This window comes from Azospirillum thermophilum (assembly GCF_003130795.1).
Classification (GTDB): domain Bacteria; phylum Pseudomonadota; class Alphaproteobacteria; order Azospirillales; family Azospirillaceae; genus Azospirillum; species Azospirillum thermophilum.
Map to the genome: position 1 here is coordinate 192,726 of NZ_CP029356.1, position 24,490 is coordinate 217,215.

At 71.0% G+C, this 24,490-nt stretch carries 22 protein-coding genes and 1 pseudogene; 14 read left to right on the forward strand and 9 right to left on the reverse strand.

The window, feature by feature from the left end:
* Nucleotides 1–22: 22 nt before the first annotated feature.
* Complete coding sequence (locus DEW08_RS22095) at nucleotides 23–391, reverse strand: hypothetical protein (protein ID WP_109331390.1); 369 nt, start codon at nucleotides 389–391, stop codon at nucleotides 23–25.
* Between the two features lie 97 nt (nucleotides 392–488).
* Nucleotides 489–1,670 carry an MFS transporter gene (locus DEW08_RS22100; protein ID WP_109331391.1) on the reverse strand — a complete coding sequence of 394 codons (1,182 nt, stop codon included), beginning with the start codon at nucleotides 1,668–1,670 and terminating at the stop codon, nucleotides 489–491.
* 116 nt (nucleotides 1,671–1,786) lie between these two features.
* Here DEW08_RS22100 and DEW08_RS22105 point away from each other — a divergent pair, with 116 nt between their 5' ends.
* A complete protein-coding gene (locus DEW08_RS22105; protein ID WP_109332329.1) occupies nucleotides 1,787–2,746 on the forward strand; it encodes a LysR family transcriptional regulator in 960 nt (319 codons plus the stop codon).
* Here DEW08_RS22105 and DEW08_RS22110 read toward each other — a convergent pair.
* The 3 genes from DEW08_RS22110 to DEW08_RS22120 are packed head-to-tail and all read right to left on the reverse strand — an operon-like array spanning nucleotide 2,706 to nucleotide 5,648.
* Nucleotides 2,706–3,479, reverse strand: a complete 774-nt coding sequence (locus DEW08_RS22110; RefSeq protein ID WP_109331392.1) for a hypothetical protein — start codon at nucleotides 3,477–3,479, stop codon at nucleotides 2,706–2,708. The genes DEW08_RS22105 and DEW08_RS22110 overlap by 41 nt on opposite strands.
* Nucleotides 3,480–3,500: 21 nt before the next feature.
* On the reverse strand, nucleotides 3,501–3,926 hold the full coding sequence (locus DEW08_RS22115) for a DUF350 domain-containing protein (RefSeq protein WP_109331401.1): 426 nt from the start codon (nucleotides 3,924–3,926) through the stop codon (nucleotides 3,501–3,503).
* A 33-nt stretch (nucleotides 3,927–3,959) separates the two neighbouring features.
* Complete coding sequence (locus tag DEW08_RS22120) at nucleotides 3,960–5,648, reverse strand: DUF2491 family protein (RefSeq protein WP_245986873.1); 1,689 nt, start codon at nucleotides 5,646–5,648, stop codon at nucleotides 3,960–3,962.
* Nucleotides 5,649–5,855: 207 nt separating this feature from the next.
* On the opposite strand from DEW08_RS22120, the gene DEW08_RS22125 reads away from it, so the two are divergent.
* The 12 genes and pseudogenes from DEW08_RS22125 (at nucleotide 5,856) to DEW08_RS22175 (ending at nucleotide 17,689) form a co-directional block, all read left to right on the forward strand.
* A complete protein-coding gene (locus tag DEW08_RS22125) occupies nucleotides 5,856–6,899 on the forward strand; it encodes a helix-turn-helix domain-containing protein (RefSeq protein ID WP_109331402.1) in 1,044 nt (347 codons plus the stop codon).
* Between the two features lie 156 nt (nucleotides 6,900–7,055).
* Nucleotides 7,056–7,439 (forward strand): hypothetical protein, encoded by a 384-nt coding sequence (locus DEW08_RS22130; RefSeq protein WP_109331403.1) that lies wholly within the window; start codon nucleotides 7,056–7,058, stop codon nucleotides 7,437–7,439.
* A 20-nt stretch (nucleotides 7,440–7,459) separates the two neighbouring features.
* Nucleotides 7,460–7,741 (forward strand): hypothetical protein, encoded by a 282-nt coding sequence (locus tag DEW08_RS30825; protein WP_146214753.1) that lies wholly within the window; start codon nucleotides 7,460–7,462, stop codon nucleotides 7,739–7,741.
* The gene (locus tag DEW08_RS22135; protein WP_109331404.1) at nucleotides 7,738–8,037 is read left to right on the forward strand and encodes a hypothetical protein; all 300 of its coding nucleotides are present in this window, start codon (nucleotides 7,738–7,740) and stop codon (nucleotides 8,035–8,037) included. The genes DEW08_RS30825 and DEW08_RS22135 overlap by 4 nt, the downstream gene beginning before the upstream one ends.
* A 134-nt stretch (nucleotides 8,038–8,171) precedes the next feature.
* Entirely contained in the window at nucleotides 8,172–8,498 is a 327-nt protein-coding gene (locus tag DEW08_RS22140) for a hypothetical protein (protein WP_109331405.1), read from the forward strand.
* A 294-nt stretch (nucleotides 8,499–8,792) separates the two neighbouring features.
* Nucleotides 8,793–9,929 (forward strand): NHLP bacteriocin system secretion protein, encoded by a 1,137-nt coding sequence (locus DEW08_RS22145; protein WP_168220479.1) that lies wholly within the window; start codon nucleotides 8,793–8,795, stop codon nucleotides 9,927–9,929.
* A 3-nt stretch (nucleotides 9,930–9,932) separates the two neighbouring features.
* On the forward strand, nucleotides 9,933–12,125 hold the full coding sequence (locus tag DEW08_RS22150) for an NHLP family bacteriocin export ABC transporter peptidase/permease/ATPase subunit (protein ID WP_109331407.1): 2,193 nt from the start codon (nucleotides 9,933–9,935) through the stop codon (nucleotides 12,123–12,125).
* Nucleotides 12,126–12,130: 5 nt separating this feature from the next.
* Nucleotides 12,131–12,574, forward strand: a complete 444-nt coding sequence (locus DEW08_RS22155; RefSeq protein ID WP_109331408.1) for a hypothetical protein — start codon at nucleotides 12,131–12,133, stop codon at nucleotides 12,572–12,574.
* Nucleotides 12,541–15,099 carry an NHLP bacteriocin export ABC transporter permease/ATPase subunit gene (locus DEW08_RS22160; protein WP_109331419.1) on the forward strand — a complete coding sequence of 853 codons (2,559 nt, stop codon included), beginning with the start codon at nucleotides 12,541–12,543 and terminating at the stop codon, nucleotides 15,097–15,099. Before DEW08_RS22155 ends, DEW08_RS22160 begins: the two co-directional genes overlap by 34 nt.
* Before the next feature lie 138 nt (nucleotides 15,100–15,237).
* Nucleotides 15,238–15,522 carry a FeoA family protein gene (locus tag DEW08_RS22165; RefSeq protein WP_109332331.1) on the forward strand — a complete coding sequence of 95 codons (285 nt, stop codon included), beginning with the start codon at nucleotides 15,238–15,240 and terminating at the stop codon, nucleotides 15,520–15,522.
* A 65-nt stretch (nucleotides 15,523–15,587) separates the two neighbouring features.
* Nucleotides 15,588–17,479 (forward strand): annotated as a pseudogene (feoB, locus tag DEW08_RS22170) (ferrous iron transport protein B).
* Nucleotides 17,480–17,482: 3 nt separating this feature from the next.
* Nucleotides 17,483–17,689, forward strand: a complete 207-nt coding sequence (locus DEW08_RS22175) for a hypothetical protein (protein ID WP_109331420.1) — start codon at nucleotides 17,483–17,485, stop codon at nucleotides 17,687–17,689.
* Between the two features lie 153 nt (nucleotides 17,690–17,842).
* Here the strand turns inward: DEW08_RS22175 and bfr (DEW08_RS22180) are convergent, their stop codons facing one another.
* From bfr (DEW08_RS22180) to ehuB, 4 genes are all read right to left on the reverse strand, one after another.
* Nucleotides 17,843–18,322, reverse strand: a complete 480-nt coding sequence (bfr, locus tag DEW08_RS22180; RefSeq protein ID WP_109331421.1) for a bacterioferritin — start codon at nucleotides 18,320–18,322, stop codon at nucleotides 17,843–17,845.
* Nucleotides 18,323–18,333: 11 nt separating this feature from the next.
* Complete coding sequence (gene bfr, locus DEW08_RS22185; RefSeq protein WP_109331422.1) at nucleotides 18,334–18,813, reverse strand: bacterioferritin; 480 nt, start codon at nucleotides 18,811–18,813, stop codon at nucleotides 18,334–18,336.
* 307 nt (nucleotides 18,814–19,120) lie between these two features.
* Nucleotides 19,121–19,429, reverse strand: coding sequence for a DUF3325 family protein (locus tag DEW08_RS22190; protein ID WP_109331423.1), 309 nt, complete (start codon nucleotides 19,427–19,429; stop codon nucleotides 19,121–19,123).
* 241 nt (nucleotides 19,430–19,670) lie between these two features.
* Nucleotides 19,671–20,669, reverse strand: coding sequence for an ectoine/hydroxyectoine ABC transporter substrate-binding protein EhuB (gene ehuB, locus DEW08_RS22195; RefSeq protein WP_109331424.1), 999 nt, complete (start codon nucleotides 20,667–20,669; stop codon nucleotides 19,671–19,673).
* Nucleotides 20,670–20,898: 229 nt separating this feature from the next.
* On the opposite strand from ehuB, the gene DEW08_RS22200 reads away from it, so the two are divergent.
* Nucleotides 20,899–24,450 carry a hybrid sensor histidine kinase/response regulator gene (locus DEW08_RS22200; RefSeq protein WP_109331425.1) on the forward strand — a complete coding sequence of 1,184 codons (3,552 nt, stop codon included), beginning with the start codon at nucleotides 20,899–20,901 and terminating at the stop codon, nucleotides 24,448–24,450.
* The last annotated feature ends 40 nt before the right edge of the window (nucleotides 24,451–24,490 follow it).

Here is a 24,490-nt window from a genome sequence, read left to right on the forward strand (position 1 = left end):
CCGAAGGACCATAGGCGGGCGCTCAGTGGGCCTTGCCGCGGCCTTCCGCCGCCTGGCGGCCCTGGTGGGCGCGCTCCTTCTGCTGGTCCGGCGTCAGGAAATCGCGGGCGGCGTCGGACACCACCTCCACGGCGGCCCCCGCCATCTCGCGCACGAGGCCGGCGGCCCCCGACGCGGCCTGCCCGGCCGCGTGGCCGGCGTCGCCCGCCGCCGCCTGCACCTGGGTACTGCGGCCGGCCAGAACGCCCGCCATGGCGGTCAGGGCGGCGGCCAGCGCCTGTCGCCCGGCGGGCGTCTCGATGAAAGCGGAGAGCGACTTCGCCGACTTGCGCAGATGCTTCGGGACCTTCACCCCGGCGATCTTCTTGGGCAGTTTGAAGGACTTGGCCATTGCGGATGCACTCCTTTCTGCTACGCAACGGCCAACATCCGCGGACGCAGGCGGGTTCCGCCCAGGCTTCGGACGGGCTTCGGACGGGGGAAGGCTGTCAGGCCGCCTGGACTGTCCGGTGCTCGCGCCGGTCCAGCAACCCGCTCCACAAGGTGAGCCCCAGCCCCGCCAGGACGAAGAGGCCGCCGACCCACGGCGTCGCGGCAAGGCCGAGGGAGGAATCGACCACCTGCCCGCCGAAGAAGGCGCCGGCCGCGATGCCGAGGTTGAAGGCGGCGATGTTCAGCGCCGACGCGACGTCGACCGCACCCGGCGAATGGCGCTGCGCCAGTTGCACGACATAGAGCTGCAGCCCCGGCACGTTGGCGAAGGCCAGCGCGCCCATGCCGGCCAGCGTGATCAGCGCCGGGATCTTGGCGTCGGCCGTGAAGGTGAAGACGAACAGGACGAGCGCCTGCAGCGCGAACAGCCAGGCCAGCGCGCGGACCGGCCGCCGGTTGGCGACCTTGCCGCCGATCAGGTTGCCGACCGCGATGGCCGCCCCGTACAGCACGAGGACGAGGCTGACCGTGCCGCTGGAGAAGCCGGTGATGGTCTCCAGGATCGGGGCCAGGAAGGTGAAGGCGACGAAGGTGCCGCCATAGCCGAGGGCGGTGATGGCGAAGGCCAGCAGAAGCCGCGGCTTCGCCAGGACCTTCACCTGATCGCCGAGCCCGGCCGCCGGCGGCTGGCTGAGGCGGCCGGGGACCAGCAGGGCGACGCCGAGGCCGCCGCCGACGCCGAGCGCCGACACCGCCAGGAAGGTGGCGCGCCAGCCGAAATGCTGGCCGATCCAGGTGCCCATCGGCACGCCGGTGACGATGGCGATGGTCAGGCCGGAGAACATCAGGGCAATGGCCGAGGCCCGCTTGTGCTCGGGCACGAGGTCGGCGGCGATGGTGGCGCCGACCGAGAAGAAGACGCCGTGGGCGAAGGCGCTGAGCACCCGGGCGACCAGCAGCGTCTCGTAGTTCGGGCTGACGCCGGCCAGCAGGTTGCCGGCGATGAACATCCCCATCAGGCCGAGCAGCAGCGGCTTGCGCCGCAGCCGGCCGGTGATGGCGGTGAGGACCGGGGCACCGACCGTGACGCCCAGCGCATAGACGCTGACGACCATGCCGGCCAGCGGAAGGCTGATGCCGAGGTCGGTCGCCACCGTCGGCAGCAGGCCGACGATCACGAATTCCGTGGTGCCGATCGCATAGGCGCTGATGGCGAGCGCCAGCAGGGCGAGAGGCATGGGAGGACTCCATCTGAAGGAGGATGACGAGGCCCCTTCAGATGCATCCTGTAATCCGGGGATGGAATACGGCGCCGGTTCGCATCATTATGTCACTGGATGACAAGGTGAGCCCGATGAGCGACCCCCGCGCCTGGGAAATGACGGTCTTTCTGCGCGTCGCCGCCCGCGGCAGCTTCAGCGCCGCCGGACGCGACGTCGGCATGACGCCGTCCGCCACGGCCAAGCTGATCACGCGCATCGAGGAGCGGCTGGGCGTGAGGCTGGTCGAGCGGTCGACGCGGCGCCTGCGCCTGACCGCGGAAGGCGAGTTGTACCGCGAGCGCGCGGAAGCCCTGCTGGCGGAACTGGACGCGTTCGATGCGGAGGTGGCGGGCGGCGCCCGCTGCCCGGCCGGGACGATCCGCATCAACGTCTCCGTCCCCTTCGGCCGGCACTGCATCCTGCCGCTGCTGCCGGAATTCATGGCAGCCTATCCGGACATCCGGCTCGACCTCACCCTGACCGACGAGGTGGTGGACCTCTATGCAGCGCAGGTCGACATCGCGGTCAGGGCGGGTCCGTTGCCCGATTCCGCCCTGCTGGCGACCAAGCTGGGTGACGTGCGGCGGCGCATCGTCGCCTCGCCGGACTATCTCGCCCGCCGCGGCACGCCGCGGTCGCCGGCCGATCTGGAGCGGCACGATTGTCTCGGCTTCAACTTCCGCCGCGCCGCCGCCGTCTGGCCGCTGCGCACCGGCGGGCGGCTGACCGACCGCGAGGTCCATGGCCGCATCGTCGCCAACAACGGCGAGACGGTGCGGCACATGGCGCTGCTCGGGCTCGGGCTGGCGCGGCTGGCGGAGTTCCACATCCGCGCCGATCTCGCCGCCGGGCGCCTCGTCAGCGTTCTGGACGAGGCGATGGCCGACAGCGAGGCCTTCCACGCGCTCTATCTCGGGCGGGAGCGGGCGCCGCGGCGGATCCGCGCCTTCCTCGACTTCATGACGCCGCGGCTGCGGGCCATGCTGGCCGGGACCGCCCCCGGCGCGCCCGCTACTTCTGCTTCGCCCGGATCGCCGCCAGACGGTCGCTGAGGCCGGTGGGGGCCGGTTGCGCCCCGCTGGCGGCCTGCAGGGCGGCCTTGATGTCGGGATCGTCCTCCTCCGGCCGGGTCGGCTTCAGCAGCCGCGCCTTGGCGTTGGCGGCTTCGGCATCGGCCAGCTCGCGGGCCGCCGCGTCCTGCATGGCCTTCAGCGCCATGCCGAGCCCGCTGGTGGCGCCGCTGAGCCCGGCGGCCTGCCGCGCCGCCTCCGCCCGCTGCTCGGCGACGGAGCGCTGCTGCGAGGCGCGGGCCATGTCGCGCTCGGCGCGGGTCAGCTCGCCGCGGGCCGTCTTCAGCTTGTCGCCCGCCTGCTGGTAGGTCTGCTCCAGCATGCGCAGGAACTCCTCGGCATCGATGGCGTCCTGCGCCTCGCGCTCGACCTCCGGCGCCATCTGCTCCAGGAGGCCGACCAGCGTCTCCAGGCTCTTTTCGAGGGTGGCCCTGCGGGTGGGATCGCTTTCCCCGTCGATCTGGCGCTGCAGATGCTCGGCCGCGGCGAGGCGCTGGCGCGACAGAGCCGCGATGGCGTCCGCCTCCTTCTTCTCGCGGTCATAGGACTGACGGGCTTCCGCCACCTGGCGGCCCAGCCGGTCCAGATGCTCCTCCATCGTGCGCAGCTCCGCCTCGGTCGCGGCCTTGGGGTCCCACCGGACCAGCGCCTCGACGGCGCTGTTGACCGCCTGATCGGTCTTCACGCCCACCAGATTGCGGATGAAAGCAAGCATCTCCAGTCCCTCCACAGAGTTTCAGCCGGCCATCGCGCCGGCGTTGAGCAGCGCGATACCGAGCTGCAGGGCGGCCAGCGTCGTCGCCGCGGCGACGTTTCCGCTTTCGATCATCGGCCGCAGGTCCCGGAACAACAGAAGCGCGATCCCGAAGGTGACGATCTGCAGGATCAGCGCGACGATCCCCCAGATGACGATGTCGAGCACGGACAGGCTGGTCGCCAGCGTCGCCGCCAGCGGGATCGCCAGCGCCACCACCGTTCCGCCCAGCAGGATGCCCGCCGCCCGGTTGCCGTCGGCCAGAAGCTGGCGCTCGCGCATCGGCGTCACGACGACATAGACGCCGACCCCGGCGAGGAACAGCAGGACGGTGACGACGAAATGCAACAGCAGGACCGGCAGCCCGGTCCCCAGGCCGTTGAGGATCAGGGCGGTGTTGCTCTCCATGGGGCGGGCTCCTTCTTCGATCTCTTGCGCCGGTCAGGCGAGCGACAGGATGGCGGGGTTGACGTCGATGCCGGCATGGACCTCGACCCAGGCCTGTCCGGCCTGCTCCACCGCCGTCACCAGGATGTACTCGGTCGGCGGCGCCGGCGATGCGGCGCCGGTCGGCGCGGCATAGAGCATGGACTGCAGCCGGCGCGACTGCTCGCCGCCGGCCTCCTGCCGCTGCTCGGCGAAGCCGTAGGGCTGGACGCGGCTTTGGCCGGGCGCCCACTGGCGGGCATAGAGCTTGCCGTCCTTGGTCTGGAACTCCGGCCAGCCGATCATCCCTTCCGCGGGGTCGAGCCAGAAGCCCCACTCCTCCGCGCTGGCCGGCGACACCTCGTCGAGCGGCGAGAAGTAGCGGCACTCGTCCGGCTTGCCGTCGGCGCCGAGATGGAGCTGGAAGAAGCCGCCGCCCGGCAGATAGAGCCGGTGCAGCGTGGTGCCGCCGGCCGTCAGGGTGCCCACCGCCTCGACGGAGACCAGGCCGCCGCTGCCGGTGTCGGGGGCGGCGACCTTGGTCACGCCGCCGGCCAGGATGAAGGGCGTCGGGTCGGCGGTCAGCGTCATGCCGACACGGAACAGCGACGGCTTGTACGGTTCGCCGCCGCCGACGGCGTTGCGCAGGATGCGCCCGGCCATGCTGGCGGGGCTGGAGGCCGGGGCCGGTCCGGCGGGCGTCTGGCTCCGCCGCCGGCTGCGCATCCACAGAACCATCGCCACCCCTCCTCCGATCAGCAGGACCGCCAGAACCAGACCGAATCCCATGCCGCCGCGTCCGCCGGCCCGGTCCTCCGCCACCGCCGCATCGCGCGGGATGTCGGGCGGCAGGTAGTTCGGGTCGCGCGGCTGGTCCTTGCGCTCCGCAAGCTGGCGGTCGAGATCGTCGAGCTTGCGGCGCAGCTCCGCGTCGTCCTGCGCCCGCCGCTCGGCCTCGGCGCGCCACTGGGCATAGCCGGGATCGTCGCGGTGATTGTGGAAGAAGTCGGCCGAGCCGGCGCGCGACAGGTTGTCCAGCAGGAACCACAGGAACAGCCCGTCCCAGATGCCGAAGCGCGGCGGCGTGTTGTAGGCGTAGCCGGGCGGCCGCCAGCCTCCGGACCACCCGCCGCCCCGGGACCCTCCACCCCAACTTCCGCCCCAGCCTCCGCCGCCGGACGAACCGCCCCAACTGTCGGTCTGTCCGTAACGCCGGGCGGCGGGCGGCGGGCTGGCGGGCACCGGCGAGGAGCGCGGTGCCGTGGGCGCCGCCATCGGCGGAGGCTGCCGGTAGCGGTCGAGCGCCTCGCCGCTCTGGCGCCGCGACAGCTCGCGGTCCGCCGGGCTCTGATAGCTCGGCCCCGGATTGTATAACGGGGGCGGCGACAGCGACGGGCGGCGGTAGCCGCCGCTGCCCGACGAGCCGGACGACGGCCGCGGCGCGCTGAAGGAGGGCGTGCGCGAGGATCCGCCGGGCCGGCTGTAGCCGCCGCTCGACCGGCTGGAGCCGGCGCGCGCCTCCGCCTCGGACGGCAGCCCGGCGAGGGCGAGGCCGCCCGCCAGCGCCCCCGGCAGAAGGATCGGGGCGGACGGAGCCGGCAGGCCGAGCAGCACGCACAACAGGGCGGCCCTGAGCCGCCGTCCGGCGGCGGAGCGCCACCGGCTGGTCAGGCATGGCGCGGCGGATGGTCGGTCATCGGTCATGCAGGTCCCGCCGTTCGGGTCGCCCGATGCAGGGTCGGGGCAGGGTCCGGCGCAGGATAGGGGCAATCCGGTCCCGTTCCAACCCATTCCAAGCGCCAGCGTCACGGCAGCACGATACCGCAGCGAGATTGATGTAGGCACTCAAACGAATTAGGGTAAACCCTTCGATGGTGGCGCAATGACCGATCGGATAGCAGAAAGTCGCTGATGGAACAGACCGCAGGTTCCGCTCCCCCTGCCGCCGCCCTGCATTTCCCGGGTCCTGCGGTATCGCCCGAGGAGATCTTCTGGGCATGGCGCGAGCAAATGTCCGTACTGTGGGACGTCGCGGTTGCGAATCGCCAGGCGGTGGAGAGCTTCCAGGCCACGCTGTCGGCGCACCACATGGGAACGATGCTGATCGGGCGGGCCACCGCGTCGGCCCAGCAGTTCCGCCGCTCCTCCACCACCATCGCCCGCAGCGCGGTCGATCACTACCTCGTGCAGCTCTATGAGACGGGCGGCTATGGCGGCGTCGCCGGCCAGCGGGAGATCGAGGTGCGGGCCGGCGACATCTGCGTGGTCGATCTGGCCCAGCCGGTGCACACCTCGGCGAGCGCCTTCAGCAATGTGAACCTGCTGGTCCCGCGGGCAGTGCTGGCGCCGCTGCTGCGCGACCCGGACGGGCTGCATGGCGCCGTGCTGTCCGGGCAGTCGGCGCTCGGGCGGGTGCTGAGCCACCACCTGCAATGCCTGACCGCAGAAGCCCCTAATATGACCGGGACGGAAAGCGTCGCCGTGGCGGAAGGGACCGCGGCGATGATCGCCCGCTCGGTCGGGCCGGTGGCCGACATGCAGGCGGCGGCGGGCGGGGCGCGGCACCTGCAGATCCTGCGGATCCGCCGTTACATCGAAGAGCATCTGGCCGCGGAGGAGCTGACGCCGGAGCATATCGCCGACGTCTTCGGCCTGTCGCGCTCCACCCTCTACCGGCTGTTCGAGCCGCTGGGCGGCGTCACCGACTATATCCGCGACCGGCGGCTGCTGCGCTGCTTCATGGAGATCATGTCGTCGGCGCAGCGGCACCGGCGCATCGCCGACATCGCCTACGACTGGGGCTTTTCCAGCGAGTCCGCCTTCAGCCGGGCCTTCCGCCGCCGCTTCGGCATGTCGCCGCGCGACACCCGTGCCGTGGCCTCGTCGCAGTCGGCCTCCTGGGGGACCAACGCCGGGACGGCGCGGCTGGAGGCCTGGATCCGCAGCCTGGGTTGACGGGGGGGCGGCATCGCCGGGACTGGGACAGACGGACAAGCCGCGATCCCCGAAATTGGAACAGGCAGTCAAGCAGTTGGGACGAGCGGTAAAGTGCGGCGAAACCGATTGAGGTATGGTCCGCGTATCGAATATCGGACGACGCGGCCTGCCCCCATGATCGGAACGAACCCCATCGCGCAGTTCCAGGCGCTTTTCTCTACCCAGCCGGAGCTCGCCCGCCCTCTTCAGGACGTCGCGGATCCGTCGCACATGGCGGAGATGCTGGCCCGGATCGGCGCCGCGAACGGGATCCCGACCAGCGCCGCGGAGATCCGCCGCAACATCGATGCCGCGCTGGCATCGGCCCGCAGCCGGGCCGGGATGGCGGACGCCGAGCTGTCGGATGCCGACCTGGATGCCGTCGCCGGAGGCACGGAGGGATGGCGCGCGATGGCGGCGATGTCGGTGTCCCTCGGCGCAGGGTCGCAACAGCCGATCGGCTGCCAGCTCGTCGGCGTCCTGTTCGGCGGCATCCTGTCCGGCGGCCCGACCCCTTGAATGTAGGCGGCGGCGATTTCATGCGGCAGGTCCAGGACCTGCTGTCCCGGCAGCCCGGCCTGCTCGATCCGCTGCGGCGTCTGAGCGATCCGATGGAGATCGCCCGACAACTGGCGCGTATCGCCGGCGCGAACGGCATTGCGACGACCGAGGAGGAGATTAAGCGACGGATCGACAACGCATTGGCCAGGGACCTGCTGAACCGGGAGATGGCCTGCCCGTCCCCCCGCAGCCCCTCGCCTCCGGCAGCGCCCGATGGAGTTTCCGCGCCCCTGTCACCGACCGAAGGAGAGAGCCGATGACGACCACAGCCGAATCCCTGGCCCGCTTCAAAGCGCTGGCGACCGAGAAGCCCGGGCTTTTCGAGCCTCTGAAGGGTGCGACCAACTCCACGGCAGCCGCGGAGATGATGACGCGGATCGCAGCCGACAACGGGCTGGACATCCCGGCCGAGACCTTCCGACAAGAGCTGGATGCTTTCATCGAGAAGGGCACGGAACTCTCCGACAGCGAACTCGACTCCGTGGCCGGCGGCTTCTCCATCTCCTGGCCGGCGCCGTTCCGGTGGCTGGGGATGCCCTCGGAAACCCGCATCTAGGCGGCTGCGCTACGGCACAGGCTCCGGCCGTCGACGACCTCGGCCCGCGGTTGGCTTCGGGCAACGGCCGGGCGCCGGACCACTCCCTTTCACCAAGTTCCCGCTGACAACGTAGTCCAAAGGAAAGACAGAAAATGACCCTCCCGAACGAATCCTGGGCCCGCTTCCAGACCCTGGCGGCCGAGAAGCCGGAGCTGTTCGAGCCGCTGAAGACCGCGACCGACATCGCGGCGGCGGCCGACCTCCTGGCGAAGATCGCCACCGACAACGGGCTGGACCTGCCGGCCGACCAGATCCGCCAGGGGCTGGACGCCGCCGTCAAGCAGGCCGGCGAGATGTCGGATGCCGACCTCGACGCCGTCGCCGGGGGCGCGTCGTTCGGCGTCCCGAACCCGGGCGTCGCCTTCCCCCCCTCCTTCCTCTTCCCCTTCTTCCCCATCTTCCCGATCTTCCGGCGGTAAGCGCCCGGACGCCATCCGGACCGTCCCATCCCCGTCGCCGGCAAGGCGACACGGCCACGACCCGCGACCGGCGCCGCCGGCCGCGGGCGGTCGCCGTTGAGCATCATCAAGCGGAGTGGCAAGCCCCGTGCCGTCCTCACCAGCCGCCTCCGGCCCAGCCCGGCACATCCTGACCCGGCAAGCTCTCGTCCGGCTGCCCTCGCCGGATATGCTGGACCGGCTCCTGCGCGTCAGCACGCCGTCCACCTGGTCGGCGCTGGGCGTGCTGTTCGCCGTCCTGGCCGCCGGGCTGGTGTGGAGCGTGCTGTCCACCGCGCCGATCAAGGTCGCGGCAGCGGGCCTGCTCCTGACGCCGGAGGGGGTGGCCGACATCCCGGCCCCGGCGGGCGGCCGCGTCGCCGAGGTTCTGGTCCCGCCCGGCAGCATCGTGCGCGCCGGAACCGTGGTGGCCGAGCTGGATCAGCCGGAACTGGCCGCCCAGCTCGACGGCAAGCGGCGCGAGCGGAGAAGCTGGTCGACCAGGCGGCCCGCGTGCGCAGCTTCCTCGACAGCGAGGCGAAGGCCCGCCAGACGCTGGCCGAGGAGCGGCGGCGCCGGCTGGAGGCGCAGATCGCCGCCCTGCGCGAGCGCGAGAGGACCCTCGCCCAGCTCCACGACAGCCAGCGCGACCTGTTCGCCAAGGGCTTCACCAGCCGGGAGAAGGTCCTGGCCGCCGCGACGCAGTTGTCCGACGCGCGCCTGCAGCGGGCAGAGGCGGAGAACGCGCTGGTCCAGCTCACCACCGACGAGGAGGCGCAGCGCACCCGCGCCGCCCGCGAGGTGCTGGAGAACGACATGCGGCTGTCCGCCGTCGAGCGGGAGATCGCGGCGATCGAAAGCGACATCGGCCGCAAGACGGTGGTGACCGCGCCGCGCGACGGCGTGGTGGTCGAGGTTTCGGCCAGCCGCGGCGACATCGTGACGCTGGGCGCGCCGGTCATGCGCATGCTGCCGCAGGAGGTGGCCGGCACCGGCGCCGCGCCGCTCGTCGCCCGCCTCTACCTGCCGCCGGGCGACGGCAAGAAGGTGAAGCCCGGCATGGCGGTGCAGGTCATCCCCTCCACCGTACGGGTGCAGCGCGACGGCTTCATCCGCGGCACCGTGGCGGAGGTCTCGCCGATCCCGGCGACGCGCGAGGGGATGATGCGCGTCCTCAAGAACAGCACGCTGGTGGAACAATGGTCGCGCCAGGGCGCGCCGGTGGAGGTCACCGTGCGGCTGGAGGCCGATCCCGCCACGCCGTCCGGCTACCGCTGGTCCTCCGGCACCGGGCCGGACCGCCGGGTGGAGGGCGGCACCATCGTCGAAGGCCGGCTGGTGGTGGACGACATCCGGCTGATCGCGCTCGTCGTGCCGCAGGCGGAGACCGTCCTGCGCCTTCTCGGGCTCTGAGCCATGGCCGCGGATGCCAAGCCGGGCCGGCCGGTGCGGACGCCGACCGTCCTGCAGCTCGAAGCGACGGAGTGCGGCGCGGCCTCGCTCGCCATGGTGCTGGCCGCCCATGGGCGCTGGGTGCCGCTGGACGAGCTGCGGGTGGCCTGCGGCGTCTCGCGCGACGGCAGCAAGGCCGGCAACATCGTGCGCGCCGCCCGCCGCTACGGGATGGAGGCCAAGGGGTTCCGGCTCGACCCGGCGGAGCTGAAGAGCCTGCCGATGCCGGCCATCCTGTTCGTCAACCTGAACCATTTCCTGGTGCTGGAGGGATTCCGCAAGGGCAGGGTCCATCTGAACGACCCCGCCGCCGGCCGCCGCGTCCTGACGGAGGAGGAGTTCGACCGCATCTATTCCGGCATCGCCCTGACCTTCGTCCCGACCGCCGCGTTCGAGCGGGGCGGCGCCCGGCCGGGCCTGATCGACCGGCTGCTGGCCCGGCTGGAGGGGGCGCGCGTCTCCGTCCTGCTGGTGATCCTGGCCGGGCTCGGCCTGGTGGTCCCCGGCTTCGTCGTGCCCGGCTTCAGCCGGATCTTCGTCGACCAGTACCTGATCGAGCGGCAGGAGGACTGGGTCATCCCGCTGCTGCTGACGATGGCCGCCGCCGCGATGGTCCAGGGCGGGCTGCTCTGGCTGCGGCAGGCGGTGCTGCAGCGGCTGAAGACCCGCATCGCCATCCGCGAGGCCTCCGGCTTCGTGCAGCGGATGCTGCGGCTGCCCATCGGCTTCTTCGCGCAACGCTATGCCGGCGCGATCGGCGGCCGCACCGACCTCGCCCCGGCGCTGGCCCAGCATGCGGCCGGCGCGCTGACCGTGCTGGTCATCGAGGCCCTGTCGCTGCTGTTCTTCGCCGCGGTCATGCTGGCCTACAGCCCGCTGCTGACCGCCGTCACCGTCGCCTGCGCCGCCGGCAACATCGCCCTGTTCCTGCTGATGCGCCGCCGCCAGGAGGAGTGGCAGCGCAAGGCGACGCAGGATCAGGTGAAGCTGACCGGCAAGACCATGCAGGGCCTCCAGATGATCGAATCGCTGAAGGCCAACGGCACCGACGGCCCCTTCTTCGAGGGCTGGTCCGGGCTGCATGCCCTGGTGGAGACGCAGCACCAGCGCATCGCCCGCGGCGAGGCGGTCTTCGCCCTGGTGCCGGAGGCGGTCTCGCACCTCGCCACCGTCGCCGTGCTGGTGGCCGGCGGGATGGAGGTGATGGCCGGGTCGCTGACCATCGGCATGCTGGTCGCCTTCCAGTCGCTGCAGGGAGCCTTCAACGCGCCGGTGCAGAGCCTGATGCAGGCGGGCGTCGCGCTGCAGGGCGCCCGCGGCACGCTCGACCAGTTCGACGACGTGGCCGCCCATGCCATCGCCGGCGAGTTCGCCCGCGACGAGGAAAGGGCCGGCGGGGACCGCGGCGCGCCGGTCGGCGCCACCGGTCTGGTCCGCCGGCTGAGCGGGCGGACCGCGGTGCGCGGCCTCGCCTTCGGCTACAACCCGCTGGAGGCCCCGCTGGTCCAGGATTTCGAGCTGGGCTTCGAGCCGGGCACGCGGGTGGCGCTGGTCGGCGCCTCGGGCAGCGGCAAATCGACCATCGGCCGGATGGTCGCCGGCCTGTTCGATCCCTGGGCCGGCGAGATCCTGTTCGACGAGCGGCCCCCCGCGGGCATCGCGCGCGACGTCCTGCGCAACTCGCTGGCCGTGGTGGACCAGGACATCGTCCTCTTCGAGGGCACGGTCCGCGACAACATCACCCTGTGGGACGACACGATGCCGGAAGCCCGCGTCGTCCGCGCCGCCAGGGACGCGATGATCCACGACACCATCCTCGCCCGCACCGGCGGCTACGACAGCCATGTCGAGGAGGGCGGGCGCAACTTCTCCGGCGGCGAGCGGCAGCGCATCGAGATCGCGCGCGCCCTCGTCACCGACCCTTCCCTGCTGATCCTGGACGAGGCGACCAGCGCCCTCGATCCTCTCGTTGAAAAGGCGATCATGGACAACCTGCGCCGCCGCGGCTGCACCTGTCTGATCATCGCGCACCGGCTGAGCACCATCCGCGACTGCGACGAGATCGTCGTCATGGACCGCGGACGCATCGTCCAGCGCGGCACGCACGAGGCGATGGCCGCGGCCGACGGCCCCTATCGCCGGCTGGTGGAGGCCTGAGGCCCATGGCACAGCACGTGATGCCGGTGCAGGGTCCGGCCGCGCCGCCCTGCGACCTGCCGGGGCTGTTCCGCTCCGCCGGCGCGCTGCCGCGCCGGGTGGCCGGCAACCTGCCCTTCCACCTGGACGACCCGAACCGCTGCGTCCTGATCCTGAAGGGCGAGGTCGACCTGTTCCTCACCGACATGTCGGACGAGGCGAGCCGGGGGCTGCGTCAGCATGTCTTCACGCTGCGCGCCGGCGACCTGCTGTTCGGCCTCGACCTGTCGGCCGCCCTGCTGCCGGTCTCCCTGCTGGCGGTCGGCGCGGTCGGCACCGAGATCTGCGAGGCCGGACTGCCGCTGCTGGCGGACGCCCACGACCCCGCCCCGCCACCACCGTCACCGCCGACATCGCCGCGGCGGTCGACCGCTGGGTGGTCGCCGCCTCGCAGGGGCTGTCCCGCCTGATCGTGCCGCGCCCGCGCATCCCGCTGATCATCGCGCCGGGCGAGGGCTGCCGGCTCCACCATCACCAGCGGCTCGGCTGCAACCGCGGCGTCGCCTGGGCGCGCTTCGACGGTGCCCCGCCGCTGTTCCTCGACAGCGAGGAGGTGTTCGAGACGGCCGCCGGCACGGCGCTGCCGCTCTGCGCGGCGAGCTGGGCGACGGCCGGCGGCACCTGCACGGTGACGAGCAGCGACACGCTGTCCGCTCTGGCGGACGGCAGCCTGTGGCCGGCGCTGGCCGCCTTCCACCGGCTGATGCTGGAGGCGCTTCCGCTGAACCTGCGGCTTGCCGCGGTGGACGAGTTCAACCGGCTGCGCGAGCGGGCCTCGGCCAACGAGAACGCCCGCATCGCCGCGGCGGAGCGGCTCGCCATGCCGCTCGGCCGGGCGGCGCGGCGCGAGGCCGCGGAGGTCGGCGCCGATCCGCTGGCCCGCGCCGTCGCCGCCGTCGCCGGGGCGCTTGGCCACCGGCTGACCCCGCCTGCCCTGCGGCGCGACCGCGAGGGCGGGGCGCCGACGCTGGAGGAGATCCTGCGCGTCAACCGGCTGCGCCACCGGCGGGTGGTGCTGGACGAGGGCTGGTGGCGCGCCGACTGCGGCCCGATCCTGCTGATCCGTGCCGCCGACTCCCGGCCGCTCGCCCTGCTGCGCCCCGCTTCCGCCAACCGTTATCTGGTCTACGACCCGGTCGAGGATGTGGAGCGGCCCTTGTCGGCGGCGGAGGCCCGCGACCTGGCGGGGGAGGCCTTCTCCTTTTACGCGCCGCTGCCCTTCCGGCCGCTCCGCGGGCTCGACATCGGCTTCAGCGCCTTCCGCTTCAGCCTGTCCGACGTGCTGGCGCTGGTCGGCTTCGGCCTCGTCGGCGCGTTGCTCGGCATGGGCGTGCCGATGGCGACCGGCTTCCTGGTCGACACCATCATCCCCGCCCACGACCTGCCGCGCCTGTGGGAGATGGTGGCGGTCCTGCTGGTCGTCGCGGCGACCCTGCTGGTCACCCGTTATGCCGCGCAGATCGCACTCGTGCGCATCGAGGGGCGGTCGGGCACGCGCATCCAGGCGGCGGTGATCGACCGCCTGCTGCGGCTTCCCGTCGGCTTCTTCAAGCAGTTCACCTCGGGCGATCTGGCGCGCCGCGCGCTCGCCATCTCGACCATCGAGCAGGCGGTCAACGGCACGCTGACCAGCACCCTGCTGAACGCGCTGTTCGCCCTGTCGGCGCTGGGCCTGATGGCGTGGCATTCGGTGAAGCTGGCGCTGGTCGGGCTCGGGCTGATCGTGCTGCTGATGGCGGTCACCCTGGTGCTCGGGCTGCTGCGGGTGAAGCATGAGCGGCTGGTGATGGAGGCGACGGGCGAGACGGCGGGGCTGATGCTCCAACTCGCCAACGGGATCGCCAAGCTGCGGCTGGCCGCGGCGGAAGACCGCGCCTTCCTGCGCTGGGCGCGCAGCTATGCCCGGTTCAGCCGCCAGCGCTTCCTCGCCGACCAGGTGGGGAACCTGATGGCGATGATCGCCGGCCTCTACGGCCCGCTGGCGACCGCCGCACTGTTCGGCATGATCTACTATCTCGGCCTTGCCGACGGGGCGCTGGGGCTGGGCGCGGTGCTGGCCTTCCTGTCCGCCTTCGGACAGGCGCTGAGCGGCATGACCGGCCTGTCCAACGCCATCGTGCAGATCGCCGCCCTGAAGCCGGTCTACGCCTATGCCGCCCCCATCCTGCGGGCCGTGCCGGAGGTGACGGAGGACAAGGCCGACCCCGGCGAGCTGTCCGGCGCCATCGAGCTCAGCCACGTCGCCTTCGCCCATGGCGACTCGCCGCCGCTGTTCGAGGACCTGTCGCTCTCCATCGCGGCCGGCGAGTATGTCGCGGTGGTCGGCCCGTCGGGCTGCGGCAAGTCGACGATGCTGCGCCTGATGCTGGGGTTCGAGACGCCGTCGGCGGGCGCGGTGCTCTATGACGGCTGCGACCTCGCCAGCCTGGACGTCCAGGCGGTCCGCCGGCAGTGCGGGGTCGTCCTGCAGGGCGGCCAGCTGATGCCGGGCAGCCTGCTCGACAACATCCTGGGCGCCCACACCCGCATGCAGGAGGCCGATGCCTGGGAAGCGGCGCGGCTGGTCGGGCTGGAGGACGACATCCGGGCGATGCCCATGGGCATGCAGACGGTCATCGCCGATGCCGGCGGCACGCTGTCGGGCGGTCAGGTGCAGCGCGTGCTGATCGCGCGGGCCATCATCGCTCGCCCGCGCATCCTGATGTTCGACGAGGCGACCAGCGCGCTCGACAACCGGACCCAGGCCGTCGTCACCGGCAGCATCGACCATTTCAGCGCCACCCGCATCGTCATCGCGCACCGGCTGAGCACCGTCATCAACGCCGACCGCATCATCGTGCTGCGCGACGGTCGCGTCGAGGAAAGCGGGTCCTACGCCGAGTTGTCCCGCACCGGGGGCTTCTTCGCGCAGATGATGGAGCGGCAGCTCCTCTAGCGGCTGCCGCCCCGTGACAAGGCCCCCGTGCGGCGTTTCGCCTCATTCCGAAATGCGAATCACTCGCACCATCATTCCCTCGACGGCACCGTGGCCGCCGAATGAGCTCGCGATCCTGCGAGCCGCGAGGTGAAGCTGATGAGTTTCCATGATCCCGGGACGCCGACGTCCCGTCTCGGCACACTGCGCAAGGGCCAGCGCGCCGAAGTCCTCGGCCTTGACGAGACCGGCATCGCGACCTCCCTCCCGCCCGGCGAACTGGAACGCCGCATGATCGAGATGGGGCTGGTCGAAGGGGCACGCGTCGAAGTGCTGCACCAAGGCTATCCGGGCGGCGACCCCATCGCGGTCTCCGTCAACGAACACACGCTGGCCCTGCGCCGCGCCGAGGCGCGCGCCGTCATCGTCGCCCTGATCGGCTGATCCCGGATCGGCCGACAGGCGACGGCCCGCACACGCGGGCCAGACTTCCCGAGGACCCCTTGTCCATGTCCACCGTGGTATCCGCCGCCCCTCCCCGCATCGCGCTGGTGGGCAACCCGAATTGCGGCAAGACCGCCCTGTTCAACGCCCTGACCGGATCGCGCCAGAAGGTGGCGAACTATCCCGGCGTCACCGTCGAGCGCAAGGTCGGCCAGTTCCTCAGCCCCGCCGGCAAGCGCGTCCAGCTCGTCGACCTGCCCGGCACCTACAGCCTGCGCGCCCGCTCCCCGACGAGGAGGTGACGCGCGACGTGGTGCTCGGCCGGTTCGATCATGAGGCGCCGCCCGACGTGCTGGTCTGCGTCGCCGACGCGACCAACCTGCGCCAGCATCTCCGCCTCGTGCTGGAGCTGAAGAAGCTCGGCCGCCCGATCATCCTGGCGCTCAACATGATGGATGTCGCGGAGCGCCGCGGCTGCAGCATCGACGCCGGCGCCCTGTCGGCGGCCCTCGGCGTGCCGGTGGTGCCGACGGTCGCCATCCGCCGCACCGGCGTGCAGGGGCTGCTCGACCAGATCGACCGGACCATGGCGGTGGTGCGGCAGCAGCCGGATCCCGCCCCCTGCGGCTGGAGCGAGCCGTCTTCGCACGACCTGCGCGCCTACCACCAGCAGGTCGGCGAGATCATCGCCGCGTCGCTGCGCGATGCCGGCCGCCCGCCGGTCATCACCCGGCGCATCGACGCCGCCCTGCTGCACCCGGCGATCGGCCTGCCCTTCCTGTTCCTGGTGCTGTTCCTGATGTTCCAGGCGGTGTTCGCCTGGGCGGAGGCGCCCAAGGAGCTGATCGATGCCGGGCTGAGCAGCCTGAACGGAATGGTCGCCGCGGCGATGCCCGACGGCCTGCTGAAGAGCCTGGTGACCGACGGCATCATTGCCGGCGTGGGCAGCGTCATCGTCTTCCTGCCGCAGATCCTGGTGCTGTTCTTCTTCATCCTGGTGCTGGAGGCGACCGGCTACATGGCGCGGGCGGCCTTCCTGCTCGACCGGCTGATGGGCGGGGTCGGCCTGCACGGGCGCGCCTTCATCCCGCTGCTGTCCAGCTTCGCCTGCGCGGTGCCGGGCATCATGGCGGCGCGCACCATCGAAAACCGCGCCGACCGGCTGGCGACCATCATGATCGCGCCGCTGATGACCTGCTCCGCCCGGCTGCCGGTCTACACGCTGATCATCGCGGCCTTCGTCCCCAGCGAGACGGTGCTGGGCGGCTTCGTCGGGCTGCAGGGGCTGGTGATGTTCGTGCTCTACGCGGCGGGCATCCTGTCGGCCCTGGCCGTCGCCTTCGTTCTGAAGCGGACCATCTTCAAGGGCGCGCGCGAGCCCCTGCTGATGGAGCTGCCGGCCTACCGCCTGCCCAGCCCGCGCGACATCCTGCTCGGCCTGCTGGAGCGCACGCGCATCTTCCTGGCGCGCGCCGGCACGGTGATCTTTGCGATCATGATCCTGCTGTGGTTCCTCGGCACCTTCCCGATGCCGCCCGAGGGCGCCACGGGCCCCGCCATCGACTACAGCTTCGCCGGCATGCTCGGCCATGCGCTGGCCCCGCTGCTCGCCCCCATCGGCTTCACCTGGCAGATCGCCATCGCGCTGGTTCCCGGCGTGGCGGCGCGCGAGGTGGTGGTGGCGGCGCTCGGCACCGTCTATGCGCTGAGCGAAACGGGCGACGCCCTGTCCGGTTCGCTGGCCGGCGTCCTGGCCGCCGACTGGGGCCTGCCGACGGCGCTCTCCCTGCTCGCCTGGTTCGTCTTCGCCCCGCAGTGCATCTCCACCTTGTCGGTGGTGAAGCGGGAGACGAACTCCTGGTTCTGGACGGCGGTGATGATCGCCTACATGACCTTGCTTGCCTATGGCGCGGCCTTCGTCACCTTCCGGGTGTCGAGCGCCCTGCTGGGAGCCTGACCCATGCTGCAGACCGTGATCGTCGCCGTCATCGTCGCCGGGGCCTTCGCCTGGGTGGTCTGGACCCTCGCCCTGCCCCGGACGGCCCGGAACCGCCTGCGCCGCCTCGCCGGGCTTGGCGAGGCCCGGGAGCCCGGCGGCTGTCCGGGCGCCGGCTCGGGCTGTTCGGGATGCTGCGGGGGCGGCGGTTCGGCGCCCACGCCGCATTGAACAGCCGGACGGCACAGCGCATCGCAAGAAAAAAAGGAACGCCGCGGACGGACCCGCGGCGTTCCTTTTCCATATCGGGTTCCATATCGGGCGCAGCCCGCCTCCCGATCCGGGATGTCCGGGCCCGGGGCGGCCGGATCAGGGGCGGCCGGATCAGTCGCCGATCTCGCCGATGGCGGTCTGGATGTAGTTCTGCAGGCCGACGCTGTCGATCAGGCCGAGCTGCATTTCCAGATAGTCGATGCGCTCCTCGGTCTCTTCCAGGATCTCGGCCAGCTCGTCGCGGGTGACGTAGTCGGCCTTGGCCTCGGCGACCGCGACGGCGGTGACCAGACGCTCGCGCGCCTCCTTCTCGGCCGTCAGGTCGCTCGACAGGATCTCCGGCACGTCCTCGCCGATGCGCAGCTTGCCGAGGTCCTGCAGGTTCGGGATCGATTCCAGGAACAGGATGCGCTCGATGATCTCGTCGGCGCTCTTCATCACCTCGATCGAGGCGTGATACTCCCACTTGCCCAGCGCCTTGACGCCCCAGTTCTTCAGCATGCGGGCATGCAGGAAATACTGGTTGATCAGGGTGAGCTGGTCCTTGAGGACGATCTGCATCTGGGCGATGACGTCGGGATTGCCCTTCATGGCGCCGCTCCTCAGGTCAGCTTGCCGATGGCCGACTGCAGGTAGTTCTGCAGGCCGATCATGTTGATGAGGGTGAGCTGCTGCTCCAGCCAGTGGGCGTGGTCTTCCTCGGTGTCCTCCAGCAGCTCGACCAGGATGCGGCGGGTGTCGTAGTCGCGCACCTGCTCGCAATAGGCGATCGCCTCCTTCAGCGCGTCGACGACCTCCAGCTCCAGCGTCAGGTCGTTGCGCAGCATCTCCGGGATGTCCTTGCCGATGCGCAGCGGATCCCGGCTGGCGACGTCCGGCGTGCCTTCCAGGAACAGGATGCGCTTGATCAGCTTGTCGGCATGCTCCAGCTCGTCATGGCGCTCGTGCGCGATGCGCTCGTAGATCGCCTTGAAGCCCCAGTTCTCCATCATGCTGGCATGGGCGAGATACTGGTCGGCAGCGCTCAGCTCCCCGATCAGCAGCTTGTTCAAGCGGTCGATGACGCCTGGATCGCCTTGCATGTCTCTGTCTCCCTTCAAACCAGTTGCGACAAAGAAACCACATCGAGGCGAAACTTGCAATCCATGTCGGCCCTACCGCAAAGCTTTGGCAATGAGAATGACTATCAAGTCTCAATGATAACGACTATCAATACTGACTCGCCAGCCAATACCAGAGTATTCGAAGGGATATTCGAGGCGCGCTATTGCATCACGGCCTTCTGCACAGCAAACGGGCACTGAGATACGAACGACGACCTCCTGCCGCCGGCCGGACGTCGTTCCCGAAACATCACCGAGCACTGATATGGTGCGCAGCGCCGCCCCGTCATGGGTGCGGGGTGCGTCTCCCGGCGGACATCCGGGCCAGGGTGGCGCCGACCGCCAGCGCCCCGACGGTCAGCGCGAGGGTCCACAGCAGAAAGCCGAAGGACATGCCGTCGCGCAGCACCGCCACCCCCAGCGCCACCGTGGCGCAGACGAGGCCCGAGAGCCGCAGCCGCATCGCCGTCCGGTGCAGCGGCCCGCCGCGGGCGTCCAGCAGGTCCCGCCGGCGGCGGTCCAGCACCTGGGCCAGCGCGGCGAAGCCGAGATAAACCAGCGCGAAGACCACGAGCAGGGTGAGCGCGTCATGCATGCTCCGTCACCTCCGTCGGGACCGGCCACGGCCGGCGGCCGACGGTATCGGCGCTTGGCGCCGTTCCCGCCGGCGCCCCGACCGCCCGACCGTCATCCTCCTTCGTCCCATGGTTCTCGAGATCCGACAGTCATGACTGAACAGGCGCCGTGCGCTGCCGGCGCCCCCGATCCGTTCCGTCCCGGCGAAAAAAACCGACGGAACGGCCACGGGGCGGCTTCAGTAATGCGACTGACTATTATTAGCATATCTGATCCCCGCAAGGAACCGTGTCGCTGGTCGGGCGGCTATCGTGCCGGCGCCGGCTCGTCCGGCAGAGCTCGTCGAGCCTCCGGGCGGGAAGTTCGCTGGCGGTGAAGCCGAACCGGCCGATCAGACCGGGATAGTCCGGCGTCCGCAGCAGTTCGGTCAGGCGGGCGTTGAAGGCGGCCCGCAGGTCGCCGTCCTCGGGACGGAAGGCGAAGGCGCCGTGATCGATGCTCGACCGCCCCGGCAGGACCGGCTCCTCGAACGGCGCCGCACGTTCCAGCAGGCGGGGGCTTCGCTGGACCAGGTTCTCCACCGTCGGGGCGCGGGCGGCATAGGCATCGACCCGCCCGCTCCTGACCCCGCTCGCCGCCGTGGCCGCATCGGGAAACAGGAGGATCTGCTCTCCCGCGACGCCGCTGGCACGGGCGTCGTCGATCTCGACGGTGCCGAACACGGCCCCCAGCCGGATCGCCGGATTGCGCGCCACGTCGGCGTAGCCATGCAGATCCCTGGGGTTGCCGGCGCGGACGGCGAAGGCGCTTCCCGCCCGGAAGAAGGGGTCGGAGAAGGCGACGCGCCGGCAGCGCTCCGGCCGCACCGAGAGGCCGGAGACGATCACGTCGTAACGCCGCGCCAGCAGATCGGGGATCAGCGCGCTGAACTCGCTCTCCACCCCCTTCATGGTCGTGACGCCCAGCGCGGCGAAAACCTGCCGGGCGACGGCCGGTCCGATGCCGCCCAACTGTCCGTCCGGCGAGCGGAAGGAGAAGGGCTGCTCCGGCGCATAGCCGATACGCACCTCGCCGGTCCGCAGGATCCGGTCGAGCGTCGCTTCCGCCACGGCCGCCTGCGCAAGGGCGGACCGGTGGCCGGCGACGAGCACAAGGGCAAGGGCAAGGGCAAGAACCAGGGCGAGGATGGCGGGCCGCGGCAGCGCCCACGGCCCCGTCACGCGATCGATTTGTCCGATGTTGCGGCGCTTGCCCGGCATGGCCAGCCCACCCGACCCGGACCATGGCGCCGGCCTCGTCCCGGCGTGGTCATGAAAATGCTGCCACAAATCTACCCCCGCATCGGGACGCAAAAGGATAGTAGATTCGGATTCTGTCCTTCGGCGAAGTTATGCACAACTGGCCGGGGCCGTTTTACTGTTGATCGCTCCGGTCAGGACGGCAGAGGCGACGCCTCTTCGCCCGGTCGAATGAAGGTTGAGACCCCGCATGCGCCTCCGCCTGCCAGTCGCCGTTCTTGCCGCAGCCTTGCCGCTGATCATCTTTGCGATCCTGATGATCATGATGGTCAGCCAGCAACAGCAGCAGTCGGTCGAAGCCGTGCTGCGGCAGGCGACCGCCGCCTCGCTGCGCGCGGTGGACGAGCGGGTGGCGGTGACGCGCAGCGCGCTGGAGATGCTGGCGACCTCCCGGGCGCTGGAGAACCTGGACCAGCCGCTCTTCGCCGACCGGATGGCGCGGGCGCTGCGCCAGCGCCTCGACTGGGTGGCGCTGGACCTGCGCAACCGCGAGGGCGAGGTCCTGGCCTTCGCCCATGGCGACGACCCCTCGGCCAGGCCCCTGGCGGGCGAGGCGATCCGCGCCCAGCTCGACGCCGTGTTCCGCTTCGGGGAATCGCGGGTCAGCGGCCTGCTCGCGACGCCGGAGCCGCCGCAGGAGCCGACCATCGCGGTCAGCATTCCCGTCTTCGGCGATGCCGGGGTCGCCTATGCGCTCACCGCCCATGTCCGGGCCTGGGCGCTGAACCGGGCGCTGCGCGACCAGGGCTATCCGATGGGCTGGATCGTCGCCCTGCTCGACGAGAACCAGCGCTTCCTGGCCCGCACCCTGTCGGAAGGGCCGACGGACCCGGTGCTGGGCACGCTTCCCGATCCCTCGGTCTTCGAAGGGCTGCGGCGGGGCAACCCCTTCTTCTTTTCGCAGTCGCGGCTGGGGGACCGGGTCTATACGGCAGCCGCGGTCTCGGCGGCGACCGGCTGGACCGTGATCCTCGGCGCGCCGGCCACGGTGGTGGAGCGGGTGACCCACCGCACCACGCTCGCCGTGCTGGTCGGCGGGGCCGCCGCCCTTCTCCTGACGCTCGCCATAAGCTGGTCGCTCGCCCGGTCCCACGCCCGGCGCGAGGCGGCGGAACGGCGGGTCGTCGCGCTGGAGGCCTCGTCGGTGGCGGAACGGCGCTCGGCCGCGATCCTGGAAAGCACGACCGACAGCGTGATCGAGCTGGACCCGGACTGGCGCATCACCTTCATGAACGAGCGCGCCCGCAACCTGATCGCCGACGGGCGCGACCTCACCGACCGCGTCCTGTGGGAGGTCTTTCCCCAGGCGGTGGGGTCGGAATTCGAGGAGCAGTACCGCCGCGCCATGACGGAGAAGACGCCGGTGGAGTTCGAGGCCTATTACGGCCCGCTGCGCTGCTGGTACGCGGTGCGCGCCTTCCCCAGCCCGGCCGGGCTCGCCGTCTACTTCCAGGACGTGACGGAGAAGCGGCGGCTGGCCGAGCATCTGACCCAGTATCAGGCGCTGCTGGACCGGGTGATGGAGACGCTGCCGGTCGGCGTCGGCGTCATCGGCGCCGACGGGCGGGTGCTGAACCTGAACCCGGCCGCCCGGCGCATCTGGGGCGGCATCCGCGAGGTCGGCATCGAGCGCTACGGCGAATACCGCGGCTGGTGGCACGGCACGGGAGAGCCGGTCGCCCCGCAGGACTGGGCCGCCGCCCGCGCGGTCCGCCATGGCGAAACCTCGCTGAACGAGATCATCGACATCGAAAGCTTCGACGGGGTGCGCAAGACCATCCGGCACTCCGCCGTCCCGCTCCAGTATGGCGGCACCATCTCGGGCGCCGTCACCGTGATGGAGGACATCACCCAGCAGCTCGCCGCGGAACAGCGGCTGAAGGACGCCGTCGACCGCGCCACCGACATCCTGGAGAGCATCGGCGACGCCTTCTACGCCATCGACCAGCACTGGCGCTTCACCTATGTGAACCGCCACGCCCTGGAGCTGTTCGGCATGACCCGCGACGAGATGGTCGGCCGCGACTTCTTCGAGGTCTTCCCCCAGATCCGCGGCAGCGAGATCCACGCCCGCTACAGCCAGGCGATGGCCGACGGCCAGATGGCGAACTTCGAATCCGTCTCGCCGGTGCTGCGGCGCTGGGTGTCCTTCAGCATCTACCCCCAGCAGGGTGGCGGGCTCTCCGTCTATTTCCGCGACATCTCCACCCAGAAGGAGGCCGAGGCGCTGCTGAAGGACAGCGAGCAGCGCTTCCGCACGCTGGCCGACTCCATTCCGCAGCTCGCCTGGATGGCGCGGCCGGACGGGGCGATCTTCTGGTACAACAGGCGCTGGTACGAATACACCGGCTCGACCTTCGAGGAGATGCGCGGCTGGGGCTGGCGCAGCGTGCACCACCCCGACCACATCGAGCGGGTGGTCGCCCGCTTCCAGTATTCTCTGGAGACCGGCGAGCCGTGGGAGGACACCTTCCCCATGCGCGGCCGCAACGGCGAGTGGCGCCGGTTCCTGTCGCGCGCCCTGCCGGTGCGGGACGAGCGCGGCAACATCATCCTGTGGTTCGGCACCAACACCGACGTGACCGAGCAGTTCGAGGTGGAGGAGGCGCTGCGCCGCGCCAAGGAGGAGGCGGAGCAGGCCGCCCAGTCCAAGTCCAAGTTCCTCGCGTCGGCCAGCCACGACCTGCGCCAGCCCATGCAGTCGCTGTTCCTGTTCGCCGGCGCCCTGCACGGCCATGTCCAGGGCGAGAAGGGCCGGGCCGCCCTCACCCATCTGGAACGCGGCCTCGACATGCTGAAGTCGCTGCTGGACAGCCTGCTGGACGTCTCGCGGCTGGACGCCGGGGTGGTCCGCCCGACCATCGAGAGCTTCCCGATCGACGCGCTGCTCGACCACATCGCCGCCGGCTACGCCCCGGTGGCGCGCAGCAAGGGGCTGGAGTGGCGGATGTCCGGCTGCCTGCATGTCGTGCGCAGCGACCGCGTCCTGCTGGGCCGGATGATCCGCAACCTGATCGAGAACGCCATCCGCTACACCGAGGCGGGCAGCGTCGAGGTCGCCTGCCACGTCGCCGGCGACCGGCTGCGGGTCGAGGTCGGCGATACCGGCATCGGCATCCCCGAGGACCAGCTCTCCCGCATCTTCGAGGAGTTCCACCAGATCGGCAACCAGGAGCGCGACCGCACCCAGGGCCTCGGCCTCGGCCTCGCCATCGTCCAGCGGATCAGCCGGCTGCTCGACCATCCGGTGTCGGTCCGCTCGGTCCCCGGCCGGGGGTCCACCTTCACGATCGAGGTGCCGCTGGGCGAGGCCCCGCCGCCGCCCGACCGCGGCCAGGATGCCGAGGCGCCGGGGGCGAGCAGCGGCGAGCGCTTCGCCGTCGTGGTCGACGACGATCCCATCGTCCTGCTCGGCCTGCAGACCATCCTGAAGGACTGGGGCTATACCGTCCTGATCGCCGGATCGGGCGACCAGGCGATGGAGAAGCTGCGGGCCGGCAACCGGACCCCGGACATCATCATCGCCGACTACCGCCTGCGCGAGGGCGAGGTCGGCACCGACGTCATCCTGGCGATCCGCGGCCTGTTCGGCACGGAGATCCCGGCCATCGTCGTCACCGGCGAGACCGGCCCCGAATGCCAGCGCGACGCCGCGCGCCACGGTTTCGGCCTGATGTACAAGCCGGTGACCCCGCGGCAACTGAGCAGCGCAATGGACCGCTACCTCACAGTCGACGGGTAGTGCCCCTGCGGCTGTTCGCCATACGGCGGCCCGGACAGCC